This window comes from Subtercola frigoramans, from assembly GCF_016907385.1.
Lineage (GTDB): Bacteria > Actinomycetota > Actinomycetes > Actinomycetales > Microbacteriaceae > Subtercola > Subtercola frigoramans.
On the sequence record NZ_JAFBBU010000001.1, the window covers coordinates 1,066,391 to 1,081,753 of the forward strand.

The 15,363-nt window shown below is 64.3% G+C and carries 11 protein-coding genes; 8 read left to right on the forward strand and 3 right to left on the reverse strand.

Features of this window, described 5'->3' with window-relative positions; genetic code table 11:
• The first annotated feature begins 274 nt into the window (after positions 1-274).
• Positions 275-2,011: an ABC transporter ATP-binding protein gene (locus JOE66_RS05170; RefSeq protein WP_205107370.1), complete on the forward strand. Its 1,737-nt coding sequence runs from the start codon at positions 275-277 to the stop codon at positions 2,009-2,011.
• Positions 2,008-3,990: an ABC transporter ATP-binding protein gene (locus JOE66_RS05175; RefSeq protein WP_205107373.1), complete on the forward strand. Its 1,983-nt coding sequence runs from the start codon at positions 2,008-2,010 to the stop codon at positions 3,988-3,990. The genes JOE66_RS05170 and JOE66_RS05175 overlap by 4 nt, the downstream gene beginning before the upstream one ends.
• Before the next feature lie 144 nt (positions 3,991-4,134).
• On the opposite strand, the gene JOE66_RS05180 is transcribed toward JOE66_RS05175, so the two are convergent.
• A complete protein-coding gene (locus JOE66_RS05180; protein ID WP_205107375.1) occupies positions 4,135-4,932 on the reverse strand; it encodes a Bax inhibitor-1/YccA family protein in 798 nt (265 codons plus the stop codon).
• A 180-nt stretch (positions 4,933-5,112) separates the two neighbouring features.
• Here JOE66_RS05180 and JOE66_RS05185 point away from each other — a divergent pair, with 180 nt between their 5' ends.
• Positions 5,113-6,129 carry a glycerophosphodiester phosphodiesterase family protein gene (locus JOE66_RS05185; protein WP_307827060.1) on the forward strand — a complete coding sequence of 339 codons (1,017 nt, stop codon included), beginning with the start codon at positions 5,113-5,115 and terminating at the stop codon, positions 6,127-6,129.
• 99 nt (positions 6,130-6,228) lie between these two features.
• On the forward strand, positions 6,229-8,640 hold the full coding sequence (locus JOE66_RS05190; protein ID WP_205111651.1) for an ATP-dependent helicase: 2,412 nt from the start codon (positions 6,229-6,231) through the stop codon (positions 8,638-8,640).
• Positions 8,641-8,646: 6 nt separating this feature from the next.
• Here the strand turns inward: JOE66_RS05190 and JOE66_RS05195 are convergent, their stop codons facing one another.
• Both JOE66_RS05195 and JOE66_RS05200 read right to left on the reverse strand, forming a co-directional pair.
• Positions 8,647-9,432: an oxygenase MpaB family protein gene (locus JOE66_RS05195; RefSeq protein ID WP_205107380.1), complete on the reverse strand. Its 786-nt coding sequence runs from the start codon at positions 9,430-9,432 to the stop codon at positions 8,647-8,649.
• A complete protein-coding gene (locus tag JOE66_RS05200; RefSeq protein WP_205107382.1) occupies positions 9,404-11,005 on the reverse strand; it encodes a hypothetical protein in 1,602 nt (533 codons plus the stop codon). The genes JOE66_RS05195 and JOE66_RS05200 overlap by 29 nt, the downstream gene beginning before the upstream one ends.
• Positions 11,006-11,221: 216 nt before the next feature.
• Here JOE66_RS05200 and sucC point away from each other — a divergent pair, with 216 nt between their 5' ends.
• The 4 genes from sucC (at position 11,222) to JOE66_RS05220 (ending at position 15,359) form a co-directional block, all read left to right on the forward strand.
• Positions 11,222-12,391 carry an ADP-forming succinate--CoA ligase subunit beta gene (gene sucC / locus JOE66_RS05205; protein ID WP_205107384.1) on the forward strand — a complete coding sequence of 390 codons (1,170 nt, stop codon included), beginning with the start codon at positions 11,222-11,224 and terminating at the stop codon, positions 12,389-12,391.
• A gap of 47 nt (positions 12,392-12,438) precedes the next feature.
• Entirely contained in the window at positions 12,439-13,326 is an 888-nt protein-coding gene (sucD, locus tag JOE66_RS05210; protein WP_205107386.1) for a succinate--CoA ligase subunit alpha, read from the forward strand.
• Positions 13,327-13,522: 196 nt separating this feature from the next.
• Positions 13,523-14,104, forward strand: coding sequence for a hypothetical protein (locus tag JOE66_RS05215; RefSeq protein ID WP_205107388.1), 582 nt, complete (start codon positions 13,523-13,525; stop codon positions 14,102-14,104).
• Positions 14,105-14,120: 16 nt separating this feature from the next.
• Positions 14,121-15,359 carry a cell division protein PerM gene (locus JOE66_RS05220; RefSeq protein WP_205107390.1) on the forward strand — a complete coding sequence of 413 codons (1,239 nt, stop codon included), beginning with the start codon at positions 14,121-14,123 and terminating at the stop codon, positions 15,357-15,359.
• The last annotated feature ends 4 nt before the right edge of the window (positions 15,360-15,363 follow it).

Here is a 15,363-nt window from a genome sequence, read left to right on the forward strand (position 1 = left end):
GGCGCCTTGAACAGGCGCTTTCTCCCAGCGCGGCACACCTTACGGCGTGTTGCGCTGGGCGCCCCACGCACACGCTTTTAGTACGTTTCCGTGGCCCGTCATTGCGGTGTGTGACTTTACGGGGCGCCTTGAACAGGCGCCTTCTCCACGTTGGGTCGATCTGATTCGCGAGGCACTGGCTGCTTCTGCTGCGTGAACGTCCACAGGTACTCCGGTGGGATGAGATCTGCGGCGCAGGCCGGGATTGACTCGGGGTGCGCAGTAGCATTCTGGAATGAAACTGTTGCGCCTCATCGGCACCTACGTGAAGCCCCACTGGCGGCTCATCGTCGGTGTGGTGGTCTTCCAGCTGGCCCAGGCCATCGCTTCGCTGTATCTGCCCACGCTGAACGCTGACATCATCGACAACGGCGTGGCGACGGGCGACACCGGCTACATTCTGCGCATCGGTGGCCTGATGCTGATGATCACACTCGCCCAGGTGATCTGCGCGGTCATCGCCGTGTACTTCGGTGCGAAGCTCGCCATGGCGCTGGGCCGCGACCTTCGCCTGTCGGTTTTCACCCACGTCGGCGACTTCTCCGAACGGGAAGTGTCGCTGTTCGGGGCACCGTCGCTCATCACCCGGACGACGAACGACGTGCAGCAGGTTCAGATGCTCGTGCTGCTCACCTGCACGCTGCTTGTCAGCGCACCCATCCTGGCGATCGGTGGCATCATCATGGCGCTGTCACTCGACGTGCCGCTCTCTGGCATCATCGCCGTGGCCGTGCCGGTGCTGCTCATCACCCTCGGCCTGATCATCGTTCGAATGGTTCCACTCTTCAGATTGATGCAGAAGCGCATCGACAAGGTCAACGGGGTGTTGCGCGAGCAGCTGACCGGCATCCGCGTCGTTCGGGCCTTCGTGCGCGAGCGCGTCGAGACCGAGCGATTTGCGGTGGCGAACAGGGAGGTGACCGATACGGCTCTGAGTGCCGGCCGGCTGTTCGCGCTCATGTTCCCCATCGTTCTGCTCGTGATGAACGTGTCGAGCGTCGCGGTGATCTGGTTCGGTGCGTTCCGCATCAACGATGGGTCGATGCAGATCGGCACCCTGACCGCATTCCTTACGTATCTGGTGCAGATCCTGATGGCAGTGATGATGGCGACCTTCATGGCGATACTGATTCCCCGTGCATCCGTGTGCGCCGACCGTATCACCGAGGTGCTTCAGACGCCCTCGTCGGTCGTCATGCCGGCCGAGGGAGTGACCAGGCTCGACGAACACGGGCTGATCGAGCTCGACAACGCGAGCTTCGCATACCCGGGGGCCGCTGAGCCGGTGCTTCGCGATCTGACTTTCGTGACAGAACCCGGAAAGACGACGGCCATCATCGGTAGTACCGGGTCTGGTAAGACCACGCTGGTGAACCTGCTGCCACGGCTCTTCGACGCCACCGAGGGCGAAGTGCGGGTCGACGGGGTCAACGTCAGGGAACTCGACCCCGATGTGCTCTGGGGGCGTATCGGCCTGGTGCCGCAGAAGCCCTATCTGTTCTCGGGTACCGTGGCCAGCAACCTGCGGTACGGCAAGCCCGACGCGAGCGACGAGCAGCTGTGGGCGGCGCTTGAGACCGCGCAGGCGCGCGAGTTCGTCGCGGAGATGGAGCTCGGGCTCGAGTCTCCGATCGCCCAGGGCGGAACAAACGTGTCAGGCGGCCAGCGCCAGCGCCTCGCGATCGCCCGCGCACTGGTGAAGCGCCCCGAGATCTACGTCTTCGACGACTCATTCTCGGCCCTCGACCTGGCGACGGATGCCCGGCTCAGGCGGGCACTGTGCAGAGACGTGATCGGGGCGACCATGATCGTGGTGGCGCAGCGCGTCTCGACGATCATCGACGCAGACCAGATCCTCGTTCTCGAAGACGGCCAGATCGTTGACCGCGGAACCCACACCGAACTGCTCGAGAACAGCGAGACCTATCGGGAGATCGTGGCATCGCAGATGACGGCGGAGGAGGCAGCATGAGCGACGAAGCGCAGCCGATCGAAAAGGCTCCCGCCGTTCCCCGACCCCCCGTGCGGCGCGGGCCGGGTGGCGGTGGCCCGTTCGGCGGGGCCGGAATGCCGGCCGAGAAGTCGAAGGCCTTCGGGCCGAGTGCGAAGCGACTGGCCAGCCGACTTCGCCCCGAGCGGATGCTCATTGTTGTGATCACCCTGCTCGCCGTCGTGAGTGTGACGCTCTCGGTGCTCGGACCGAAGATGCTCGGCAACGCGACGAACGTCATCTTTGCGGGCATCCTGTCGAAGGCGTTCCCGGCCGGGACCACCCAGCAGCAGGCGATCGACGGTCTGAACAATGCAGGCCAGGGCCAGCAGGCCGACCTTCTGGGGAGCGTCACCTTCACCCCTGGCCAGGGCATCGACTTCACCCAGCTCGGCATGATCCTCTTGACAGTGCTCGCGATCTACGTGTTCGCGTCGCTCTTCAGCTGGGCGCAGTCGTATTTGCTCAACGGCGTCGTGCAGCGCACCGTCTACCGCCTGCGCGAAGACGTCGAGGAGAAGATCAACCGGCTTCCGCTCGGCTACTTCGACCGTATGCCTCGCGGTGAGCTGCTCAGCCGGGTCACCAACGACATCGACAACATCTCGCAGAGCCTGCAGCAGTCGCTCTCGCAGATCATGACCTCGTTGCTCACCGTGATCGGAGTGATCACGATGATGTTCATCATCTCGCCCGTGCTGGCGCTCATCGCCCTGGTGACGATCCCGCTCACCTTGATCATCACGACCGTGGTTGCCAAGCGCTCGCAGAGGTTGTTCGTCGCGCAGTGGACGTACACCGGCACACTCAACGCGCAGATCGAAGAGAGCTACACCGGCCACGCGCTGGTGAAGGTCTTCGGTCGCCACCGCGAGATCAACGAGGTCTTCCGTCAGAAGAACGACGAACTCTACACGGCCAGCTTCGGCGCCCAATTCGTGTCGGGCATCATCATGCCGGCGATGATGTTCGTCGGAAACCTCGTGTACGTGGCCATCGCGGTTGTCGGTGGTTTGATGGTGGCGAGCGGCACCCTCAGCCTCGGTGACGTGCAGGCATTCATCCAGTACTCGCGCCAGTTCACGCAGCCGCTCACGCAGCTGGGGTCCATGGCCAATGTGCTGCAGTCGGGCGTGGCCTCGGCCGAGAGGGTGTTCGAGTTGCTCGACGCCGATGACCAGACTCCGGATGCCCAGCCCGCCGAGACTCCATCGAACGAAGAGGGCCGACTTGTATTCGAGAACGTCTCGTTCAGCTATAGCCCCGAGAAGCCGCTCATCGAGAACCTCTCCCTCGAGGCGCTGCCCGGTCAGACGGTCGCGATCGTGGGGCCGACGGGGGCTGGCAAGACGACCCTGGTGAACCTCATCATGCGGTTCTACGAACTCGACTCGGGTCGTATCACCCTCGACGGCGTTGACATCGCCTCGATGACGCGGGATGATCTGCGGAGCCGCACCGGAATGGTGCTTCAGGATACGTGGCTGTTCGGTGGCACGATCCACGACAACATCGCGTACGGCAACCCTGAGGCAAGCGAGGAAGAGATTCTGGCAGCGGCCCAGGCCACCTACGTCGACCGGTTCGTGCACTCGCTGCCCGAGGGGTACAACACGGTGCTGAACGACGAGGCAGACAACGTCTCAGCCGGGGAGAAGCAGCTCATCACGATCGCCAGGGCGTTCCTGGCCAAGCCCAGCGTGCTCATCCTCGATGAGGCCACGAGCTCGGTCGACACGCGCACCGAGGTGTTGGTGCAGCGAGCGATGTCGGTGTTGAGGCAGGATCGCACCAGTTTCGTGATCGCCCACCGCCTGTCGACCATCCGCGATGCCGACCTCATCCTGGTGATGGAGTCGGGTAGCATCGTCGAGCAGGGTACCCACGACCAGCTGCTGGCTGCAGGCGGTGCCTACGCGAATCTGTACAACTCGCAGTTCGCGGCTGCGATCACCGACTGAGACCCGTGTCGGCCGACCAACGAGAATCGCCGGTTGAGTAGGCCGCAGGCCGTATCGAAACCCCCACGGAGAACAGGGTGTTCCGATAAAGCCTGGCGGCTCCTACTCAACCGGCGACGGTCGGATGGTCAATCGACCAGTGGACTAGTTGCGCGCGATGGCGAACATGCGCAGCAGTTCGAGGTACAGCCACACGACAGTCATGACGAGGCCGAAGGCCGCAGACCACGCCTGGTTGCGGGGGGCACCGGCCTTTACTCCGCGCTGGATCTGGTCGAAGTCGAGCACCAGCGAGTACGCGGCGAGAATCGTCACGAACACGCCGAGGATCACGCCGAGCGGAATGCCGAGCAGGGTCACCGAGCCGCTGAGCCCGAAGGCGTTGCTGTTGACACCGGTGAGCATCAGAACGACGTTGAGCAGCGAGAAGACGATGTACCCCACCATGGCGATCAGGAAGATCTTGGTGGCCCGCTTCGACGCGCGGATCTTGCCGAAGGCGAACAGCACGAGGGTCACCGCGAAGACGCAGATGGTCGCCAACACAGCCTGGATGACGACACCCGGGTACCGTGCCTCGAAGACGCCGGAGATCGCGCCGATGAAGAGGCCCTGAAGCGCCGAGTACAGGAGGATCAGCGGGGGTGACGGCTGCTTCTTGAAGATGTTGACCATGGCCAGGCCGAAACCCAGAAGGGCTGCGGGCAACGCCAGTACGGGAACGTTCCACCCGACCGCGGCGAACGCGACGAGCACGACGAAGTTCAGTGCGGTCTTGATGATGACGTCGTCGTAACTCAGGCGCCCGGTCTGGGCGGCTGTCGCAGCAGGCGCGTCGTACATCTTCTCCAACCCTGCCGCAGTGATGGTGGGAGTCGGGGTAGCCGGGGCCTTGCCGTTGAAGACGGGGTTCCGTGAGAACGCCGGGTTGTTGGAAGCCATCGATTCCTCGTGTCTGGAGTGTGCGTGCCGACGTCGGTCGGATCCCTTCAAATCTAGCTGTACTCCGGCACTGTTTGCTGGAAGTTCTCACAGACAAAGCCCTCCTGGGTGCGGTCTCTCACGGATGACGGACCCACCCCAGCCATGGACCTCGAACCACAGGAGTCCTATCGTGGAGACGTGAGCGAACGTCTGGGATTTCCCTATCCGCTGGTGATCGGCCACCGCGGCGCCTGCGGCTATCGGCCGGAGCATTCCGCTGCCGCCTACCTCCTCGCGTTCGATCTGGGCGCGGACTTCGTGGAGCCCGACATCGTCGTGACGAGAGACGGGCAGTTGGTGCTGCGCCACGAGAATGAGATTTCAGGGACGACCGATGTGGCCGAGCATCCGGAATTCGCTCACCTGCTGACCAGCAAAGTCGTCGATGGCGTCGTCTATGACGGGTGGTTCACCGAAGACCTGAGCTGGGCCGAGCTCAGCACGCTGCGGTGCACCGAACGGCTGCCCGGACTGCGACCGCAGAGCGCGCAGTTCGACGGGCAATTCGGCATTCTGCGCCTCGCCGACCTTTTCTCTCTCGTCGATGAGGCAGGGGATGCCTCGCAGCGGCCGCTCGGAATCGTCGCCGAACTCAAACATTCCTCGTACTTCTCGGGGCTGGGGTTCTCACTCGCCCAACTCTTCGCCGACGAGGTTCGGAACGCCGGCTGGGGCGACTCGCAGGGCCGGCTCATCGTCGAGAGTTTCGAACCCACGTGTCTGGCCGAGCTGCGATCGAGCGGGGCCCAGTGCTCCCGTGTGCTGCTGATCGAAGCGGAGGGATCACCTCCTGACCTTCTCGCCGCGGCGGGGGATGAGGCGCCGGAGTACGCCTCCTACCTCACGATGGAGGGACTGCGCCAACTCGCCGATGACCAGAGCATCGACGGAATCAGTGTGCCGAAGCAGGTGGTGCTGTCGGACGACGGCCGCCGGTTGGTGCAGGAGGCGCATCACCAACGACTGGCTGTGTACACCTGGACGCTGAGGCCGGAGAACATGTTCCTCTCAGAAACTTTCCGGGCGGGCGCCGAGCCAACAGCGTTCGGTGACTGGGCAGGAGAGTTCGAGGCGATTCTGGCGGCGGGTGTCGACGGTGTCTTCGCCGATCATCCTGACCTGGCCGTGTCAGCCAGGACCGCACGCCCGCGCTGATCAGTTCCCGCCAGGGTGTCAGCGCTCGCGTCTAAACTTGGCAGCGACATGAACCCCGACTTCGCAGACCGCCAGAGCCCATCTATCCCATCGGGCGGCATGAGTTCGGTACCGCTCATCGTCGACGATCTCTCTACGGCCCATGGCGGCCCTTCAGGCGGATACGAAGACCCTTTGCTGGCCGGGCTCAACCCCCAGCAGCGCATCGCCGTCGAATACCGGGGTCCAGCACTCCTGATCGTCGCCGGAGCGGGTTCGGGCAAGACGAGCGTTCTCACCAGGCGCATCGCAAGCCTGATCGGAACCCGCGAAGCCTGGCCGAGCCAGATTCTTGCCATTACGTTCACGAACAAGGCTGCTGCCGAGATGCGGGAGCGGGTGGGTGCGCTTCTCGGCCAGACGGCAGAGGGAATGTGGATCTCGACATTCCACTCGGCGTGTGTTCGCATTCTCCGGCGCGAGGCAGAGAACTTCGGATTCACGAAGAGTTTCACGATCTACGACTCCCACGATTCCCGCACGCTCATCAAACGGATCATCAAAGACCTGCAGGCAGACACCTATGGTTTCACCGTTGCTGGCGTGGCCGGCAAGATCTCCAAGCTCAAGAACGAACTCGCCGACGCTGACAGTTATGCGCGAACGGCGAACTTCAACGACCCGCAGGAAGAACTCTTCGTCGAGATCTTCCGGCAGTACACCCGCAGCCTGAACGCGGCCAATGCGTTCGACTTCGACGATCTGATCGGGCAGACCGTCTATCTGTTCCGGGCGTTCCCGAATGTCGCTGAACACTACCGGCGCCGGTTCAGGCACATTCTCGTCGATGAGTACCAGGACACCAACCATGCCCAGTACGCGCTGATCCGCGAGCTGACCCGCCCGGTCACCGAGGGAACCGGCTTCGACGAGCGGTCGGCGGGCCTGCCCGGCGCTTCGCTCACGGTGGTCGGCGACTCCGACCAGTCCATCTATGCGTTCCGTGGCGCAGACATCCGCAACATCGTGGAGTTCGAGCGTGACTTCCCGGGGGCGAAGACCGTTCTGCTCGAACAGAACTACCGGTCGACCCAGAACATCCTCACCGCAGCGAACGCGGTCATCTCGAACAACTTCGACCGCAAAGACAAAAAACTCTGGACCGACGTCGGCGACGGCGAGAAGATCACGGGCTTCACCGGGTACAGCGGGCACGACGAGGCCCAGTTCGTCGCTGACGAGATAGCCAAGCTGCACGACTCTGGTACGCCGTACAAAGACGTCGCCGTGTTCTACCGCACGAACGCCCAGACGAGGGCACTCGAAGAGATCTTCATCCGCTCGGCCGTGCCGTACCGGGTGCTCGGCGGCACGCGCTTCTACGAGCGCGCTGAGATCAAAGATGTGCTGGCGTATCTCATCGCGGTCGCCAACCCTCGGGACGCTCTTGCCCTGCGACGAATACTGAACACTCCGAAGCGGGGAATAGGCCCCGCGACCGAGACCGCACTGGGTTTCTTTGCAGAGTCGAACGAGGTCAGCTACCGGGACGCCATGCGGCGTTCGACCGAGCTCGGTCTCGGCCCGAAAGTGACGCAGGCGATTCTCGACCTCGCCACACTGCTCGATGAAGCCACAGAGATGATCGACCCTGAGCGCAATGCCGGCCCGGTGACCGTGGCAGAGATTCTGACCCTTCTTCTCGACCGCAGCGGTTACGTGGTGGCGCTTCGCGCGGGCCGCGACCCGCAGGACGAGGCCCGCGCAGAGAACGTCGAGGAACTCGTTGCGGTGACGAAGGAATTCCAGAAGAACAACCCTGGCGGCTCTCTCGTCGACTTTCTCACCGAGGTGTCGCTGGTCGCGGCTGCCGACGAGCTGGATGACACCAGTGGAACGGTGTCGTTGATGACCCTGCACACAGCGAAGGGCCTCGAGTACGAGGCGGTCTTTCTCACCGGCGTCGAAGAGGATCTGCTGCCTCACCGCATGTCTGCGTCAGAACCCGGCGGGCCCGCAGAGGAGCGCAGGCTCTTCTACGTGGGAATCACCCGGGCGCGAAAGCGCCTCTATCTCTCGCTGGCGATGACACGGGCCCAGTACGGGGAGACTGCGGTAGCGATGCCGAGCCGCTACCTGCAGGAGATTCCTGCCGAACTCATCGACTGGCGGCAGTCCCCGGGAATGGCGACCTCGCGGGGCGGAACCCAGCCCAGGGCCCTGAATGCGAATCGCTCCAGCGGCGGCGGTTTCGCCTCGCGCACCCCGTCACGGGCGAGCGACTCCCTGTCGTTCACCGACCGGGCCCTGCCGAGGGTCAAAGCGGAGTGGCCCAACCGGGTCACCGCCCAGGTGCGCGACAACGGAGACCTCGAGCTTGAGCCCGGAGACAGGATCCGGCACACCGATTTCGGCGAGGGCCGGGTGAACGCCGTGACAGGCGAGGGAACCAAGCGGGTGGCACACGTGCAGTTCGACGCGGCGGGCTCGAAGAAGTTGTTGATCAAGATCGCACCGATCGAGAAGATCTGAGTCGGGTCAGTTCGTCTTCACCATACCTGATCGCATTCGTGACAGATAGTGGCGCATCGGCAGGCTGCGCACGTTTCGCGGCAGGGCGCGGTAGACGAGAGCCACCGCCCCGAAGACCAGGGCGAACCGGCGCTCGGCCCACCGATTCCACGGCAATCTGAACGCTACTCTCAGCTCCGCGGGTAGCAGTCCGATGGTGAACAGGCGCACAACAGGCATAACTGCCCTGAGCCAGATCGGTGCCACCCTCGGGTGAAGCAGGTCATGAGCCACCCGCCGTGCGTCGTCTGAGACCACGAGCGCGCTGACGGCGTCATTCCAGTACCGGCGAAACGCTGCGAGATCTGTCGGCCAACTGCTCCGGCGAACCTGCAGAGCCGTGCCGAGAACGCTGTACTGCTGGTAGACGCTCTCCGCCAGCTCGGGGCACAGCGGCCCGAAAACTCGTTCGTACACGCCGAGCGCGCTTTCGTAGAGGGTTGCGGCGACCCAGAGCTGTGAGGCCGGATCGAACGCGCTGTACGCCGGCGTGGTTGCGTCTCCAGCCGACACGACGGGGCGATGCGCACGGTTCACCTTTTCGACGATTGCAGCCCGTTCGGCATCGGTTGCGAACACGGTCGCGTACGCGTACGTCACTGTGTTGGTGAGTCTGTCGAGGGGACGGTTTGCGAAGTCGCTGTGCCGGGCAACCCCGGCACCGACGGCCGAGTCGGCAATCTGCAGGAGGATCGCCCGCCCGCCCCCGGCCAGCAGGATTCCCTCAGCGGCGACGTCGGTGAACACGCTCATGGCTCGAGACTACGCGGGTCGCGATCATGGATCCTGCTCCGAGTGTCAGCGCACCAGCCGCCGTCAGGAGTGCCAGACCGGTCTCGCCCGTCACGTCGGCCACCGACCTGCCCGTACTGGCCAGACGATCGGATGCAGGGGGAGAACCTGTCGCCCTGTCGACAGGAGGCATCGGAGCCGGCGGGGGCGAGCCGGAGGGGCTGGTCGGCGGGATCACAATTGCGGGTGGAGTCGGACTGGGTATGGGCGCCGCAACCTGCGTCACCTCGCTCACGATGCCGAATGAAGACACCCAGGGCTGGATGCGGTCGCCGCCGAGCTCTGGAGGCGTCTTCTTCGGGTCGATCGACTCGACCCAGACGTAGAACCCCGGTGACGGGAGTGCACACTCGGGTGTCTGGTACCGACCAGGACCTCGTGACGCCAGAGTGTGCACCGTGCAGGCCACCGGCGTATCTGCCGGAACGGATGGGCTCTCGGTCGGCGCTTCAGCCAGGGGCCCCAGGAGAGTGCTGTCGATCGTCACGGGGACAGGCTGCTGGGAGCCATCGGGTGCGGTGTAGCGGCCCCACTGCTGGACCACGGATTCCGCGCTCGAAATCTGCTGCAGCGGCTCACGCACACCCAGTTCGAGGGTGTCGCTCAGCTTTGCGCCGGTGGTGGCCTCAGGAGAGCTTGCCTGGGTCTGCACGGCCGGAGCGAAGGGGAGGGGCGAGATACCGCTTTCGTGGGTAGTGGCATGTGCGGTCGCAAGCGCGGCCGGGGGGACCAGCAGCGTTTGGACATCTTTTCCACCCGTGGCCACCCAGATCGAGTTGCCGTAGGGCAGGTTGGTGTAGTCGACAACGGCAGAAACGTCGGCCGTGGAGTTTCCAGCGGTCGGGATTATGGCGTAGTCCACGCCGTTCTCGATCGCGCGGGTCGTCGACCCGTCTGTGAAGGCGGCTCCCGTGAGATGCAGGGTGCCGCCGTGTCTTCCCGGGGGAAGCTGCGAACGACCGGTGCCGACGAAATCCACGCTCAATTCGCTCCGCACAGTGAGGGGTGTTGCATCAAGCGCCGACAGGGTCACCGAAGCCGACACAGATCGCGACGCTCCTGAGCTGCCGTTCATCCGGTCCCTGATCTGGTCCGCAATGATCGACACGGTCAGCGCATGCTCGTTCGCGCGCTGGGCGTACCACGATGAGGGGTGGCCGCCGAGGCCGGTGAGATTCCACGTCGCGAGTTGTGCCCCCGCGGCCCAGTCCGGATCGGTCGTGGTCACGAACTCCCGGGCGATGAACGCGAGCCGGGCGGTGAGGTCTGCGTCTCGCAGCCCGACACGATCACCTTCGATGTAGGTCAGCTCGGAGCCCTCCGGCGGCCGCTTCGTCACCTCCAGACAGAGCCCGAGGTTGTTGTCGCCGAGCCGATGTGTGCCGAGCCACGATCGGCCGTCACGCGCGGAGAGGTAGCCCACTCCATGGCTGGTCGCGCGGACCGCCCACGCAGAAGGAGCAAGAAGAAGAATGCCCGCAGAAACCAGAAGGGCTGCGAGAAGAGCCAGAGAGATGCGAAGGGTTCGTTTCATGGAACCAGATTCATTCCAGGCATCGGTGCGGCGGCTGTGGAACCGTGAATTTGTGCACGGTCGGCCAAACTGGCGCATTGTGGAGGGGTAGGCTTTGAAACGGTCTAGATGTCTCGATCTCGAGAGACATGGAGCGTCGCGACATCCGGCTACCGTTTTCTATCAGAAACCAGGCAACGCGTGCCCGCTGAGTGCACGCGGATGGGATGTACAAGCGTGGATCTATTTGAATATCAGGCACGAGACCTGTTCGAGAGCTATGGCGTTCCGGTTCTTCCGGGCATCATCGCCGACACGCCTGAAGAGGTGCGTGCGGCAGCGGAGAAGCTCGGCGGTGTCACCGTGGTGAAGGCCCAGGTCAAGGTCGGAGGCCGCGGAAAGGCTGGGGGCGTCAAGGTCGCGAAGTCGCCAGACGAAGCTGAGGCAGCCGCGAAGGCGATTCTCGGGCTCGACATCAAGGGCCACGTCGTCAAGCGCGTCATGGTCGCCGGTGGTGCCCGCATTGCCCAGGAGTTCTACTTCTCGATTCTCCTCGACCGCTCGAACCGCACCTTCCTCTCCATGACCAGCGTCGAAGGTGGCATGGAGATCGAACAACTCGCCGTCGAGCGCCCCGAGGCGCTCGCGAAGATCGACGTCGATCCCGTTATCGGCATCAATGAAGACGTTGCGACCGACATCGCCACGAGGGCAGGCTTCTCCGACGAACTCGTCGTCAAGGTCGCCCCCGTGCTTGCAAAGCTCTGGAATGTGTTCAAGGGCGAAGACGCAACACTGGTCGAGGTGAACCCGCTCGTGCTCACTGAAGAAGGCGACGTCATCGCCCTCGACGGCAAGGTCACGCTCGACGAGAACGCCGAGTTCCGTCACCCGAACCACGAGGCCCTCGTCGACCAGGGTGCAGTTGACCCGCTCGAGGCGAAGGCGAAGGAGTCGAACCTCAACTACGTCAAGCTCGACGGCGAAGTCGGCATCATCGGCAACGGCGCAGGGCTCGTCATGTCGACCCTCGACGTCGTCAGCTACGCCGGTGAGCGCCACGGTGGGGTCAAACCCGCCAACTTCCTCGACATCGGTGGTGGAGCATCCGCCGCCGTCATGGCCGCCGGCCTCGATGTCATTCTGAACGACCCGCAGGTCAAGAGCGTGTTCGTCAACGTCTTCGGCGGCATCACCGCCTGTGACGCCGTGGCCAACGGAATCGTGGGTGCTCTGGCAACGCTCGGTGCCTCCGCAACCAAGCCGCTCGTGGTTCGCCTCGACGGCAACAACGTCGTCGAGGGCCGCGCCATTCTGGCTGAAGCCAACAACCCGCTCGTCACCGTCGTCGACACCATGGACGAAGCGGCAGACAAGGCCGCCGAACTCGCTCACGCTGCTGCGTAAGTAACCCCCACTTCACACACTCGCGCAGAAACAGGAAGAGAACAACAATGTCGATTTTTCTCGACGAGAACTCCAAGATCATCATCCAGGGCCTGACCGGCTCTGAAGGAACCAAACACGCCGGCCGGATGCTCGCATCGGGCTCGAAGATCGTCGGCGGCGTCAACCCGCGGAAGGCCGGCACGACCGTCGAGATCGAGGGCCACACGCTCCCGATCTTCGGCAGCGTCGCTGAGGCCATGGCCGAGACCGGGGCCGATGTCTCCGTCATCTTCGTGCCGCCGGCCTTCGCCAAGAGCGCCGTGCTCGAGGCTGTCGAGGCAGAGATTCCGCTCGCCGTCGTCATCACCGAGGGCATCCCGATCCACGACTCTGCCGAGTTCTGGTCGTACGCCCAGCAGAAGGGCAACAAGACCCGCATCCTCGGGCCGAACTGCCCCGGGATCATCTCACCATCGAAGTCGAACGCCGGGATCATCCCGTCGAACATCGCAGGCCCCGGCCCGATCGGCCTGGTGTCGAAGTCGGGCACCCTGACGTACCAGATGATGTTCGAGCTCCGTGACCTCGGCTTCTCGACCGCAATCGGAATCGGTGGTGACCCGATCATCGGCACCACCCACATCGATGCCCTCGCCGCATTCGAGGCAGACCCCGAGACAAAGGCGATCGTCATGATCGGTGAGATCGGTGGTGACGCCGAAGAGCGCGCGGCCGACTTCATCAAAGCGAACATGACCAAGCCTGTCGTCGCCTATGTCGCAGGATTCACTGCGCCAGAGGGCAAGACCATGGGTCATGCAGGTGCAATCGTCTCCGACGGCGCAGGCACTGCCCAGGGCAAGAAGGAAGCACTCGAAGCAGCGGGCGTCACCGTCGGCAAGACGCCGAGCGAGACGGCCGCGCTGCTGAGGGAGATCTACCTCGCACTCTGAGCCGGGTACCGATTTCTGATCGGACTTGCCCGACCCGCACGTCACGGCCCTCCATCACGGTGGAGGGCCGTTACGGTTAAGTCGGTGCATCACGGGTGGGCCACGAAGTCGCACGACGCGCTCCCAGAGCACGAGTGACCGGCATCGCTCCTCGTGCTGCTTTTCTTGGTTCGACAAGGTGATTCGAGGTTTCCACGTGGCAGAGAACGCGTCGGCGTCGACACCGGCACCATCACAGGCACCGGCATCACCACCGACACCGACACCCGCCGGGGCGCACACTCACGATTCCCGGTACACACGCATGCGTCGCCGCATCGTGACCCCCCAGGCCATCTACGGCACGCTTCTCGTGGCAGCCATCATCGGCACTGCAGCAGACGAAGCCAGTGATCGAGACGTGCTCATCACCACTCTCGGCACGGTCATCGTCTTCTGGATCGCCCACGTCTTCGCCGAGGCGATCGCCCACTATGGCACAAAGACCTCACTCGGCCTGCCGCTCAGCGAATCGGTGCGCCACAGCCTGCACGGCGCCGCCGGGCTCCTCTACTCCGCCCTGCTGCCGTGCCTCTTCCTGCTCCTCGGTGCCCTCGGCGTTCTGGGCGAGAGCACCGCGTACACGATCTCTCTGCTTCTGCCCGTCGGTCTGCTCGCCGCGCTGGGCTGGCTCGCTCTCGCCGACCGCGGCAGCCCTGTGTGGGGCAGAGTGATCGGCGCACTGGTCACTGGCCTTCTCGGTGTGTTCGTGATTCTTCTGAAGATCGCCTTCCACTGATGAATCGACCAACCCCGTGAACCGCCCCACCACGGCTCTCCTGGCCGCACTCGACGCCCTCCTCACCGTCGCCCTGGGCATCGGCATACCGCTCGTGATGCTGACGGTTCTCTGGGCGACGCAGTTCTCGCTCTCGATCGACTGGCTCGTCTTCTGGCGAGCCGCTGCAGACGTCTGGATGCTCGGCAACGGTGTTGACGTTCTCATCTCCCTCGACGCCGGTACCGCGGCGCAACTCGCCCTCGACCACGCAGCAGTTCCCTTCGAGATCGGCATCGCACCCCTCGGATTCGCCGTGTTGACGGCCTTTCTCGGCCGTCGTTCCGGCCTGAGGCTGGGCCTCACCGAGCATCCATTCTTCGGCGGCGTGGTCGGCACAGTGACGGTTGGCGTGCTCGCAGGTCTCATCTGCGTGAGCGCTCACTCCGACCTGGCCGTCGCTTCGCTACGCCAGGCCGTCGTGTTCGTTCCGGCGACCTACGCAGTGGGATTGCTCGCAGGTGGGGTCGAGAGCATCGCGCGTACCCAGAGCCCGCTGCGAACGGCCTTGCGCGAGCGATTGGATGCCCTGCCGACGGCCGTTCGCAGCGTCGCCGCGGCTGCACTACGCTGCGGGGCGGCGATCGCCGTGGCGATGGTCGGAGTCGGAGCGCTCGCCGTGGCACTGCTCTTGCTGGTGAACTATTCGACGGTCGTCTCGCTCTACGAATCGCTGCAATCCGGCATCGCCGGAGGCGCGGCGCTCACGATTGCGCAGATCGCGTTCATGCCAAACCTCGCCATCTGGGCTGCCAGTTGGATGCTGGGACCGGGGTTCGCGCTGGGAACCGGTACCTCGGTGTCGCCTCTGGGCACCCAGCTGGGCCTTGTTCCGTCGCTCCCGGTGTTCGGGGCGCTGCCTCATTCCTCAGCGATCGGGTTCCTGGCCCTCCTCATACCGGTGGTCGTCACTTTCTGCATCACAACCTTCATGCGATCGCAGCCCGGGGTGCCCTTCGCCCTGACCGTGCGCGGAATCGGTCGCACTCTCGGCACGGGGTTTGCGACAGCGCTCGTCGCTGCCGGCCTCCTGGCCCTGCTCGCGATGTGGTCGGGGGGCGCACTCGGTCCGGGCCGACTGGCAGATGTCGGGCCTGATCCGTCGGCAGTGTTCCTCTGGGTGTTCGTCAGCTGCGGAGTCTCCGCATCGGCGGGCCTGGTCGCCGCCGGCGTACGCCGGCGGGCAGCGGAACCCGTGCAGAGCCCGGCGCAGTAGCCAC

Coding starts and splice junctions, on each gene's coding strand:
- JOE66_RS05170 (WP_205107370.1), top strand. CDS start 275: ATGAAACTGTTGCGCCTCATCGGCACCTACGTGAAGCCCCACTGGCGG.
- JOE66_RS05175 (WP_205107373.1), top strand. CDS start 2,008: ATGAGCGACGAAGCGCAGCCGATCGAAAAGGCTCCCGCCGTTCCCCGA.
- JOE66_RS05180 (WP_205107375.1), bottom strand. CDS start 4,932: ATGGCTTCCAACAACCCGGCGTTCTCACGGAACCCCGTCTTCAACGGC.
- JOE66_RS05190 (WP_205111651.1), top strand. CDS start 6,229: ATGAGTTCGGTACCGCTCATCGTCGACGATCTCTCTACGGCCCATGGC.
- JOE66_RS05195 (WP_205107380.1), bottom strand. CDS start 9,432: ATGAGCGTGTTCACCGACGTCGCCGCTGAGGGAATCCTGCTGGCCGGG.
- JOE66_RS05200 (WP_205107382.1), bottom strand. CDS start 11,005: ATGAAACGAACCCTTCGCATCTCTCTGGCTCTTCTCGCAGCCCTTCTG.
- sucD (WP_205107386.1), top strand. CDS start 12,439: ATGTCGATTTTTCTCGACGAGAACTCCAAGATCATCATCCAGGGCCTG.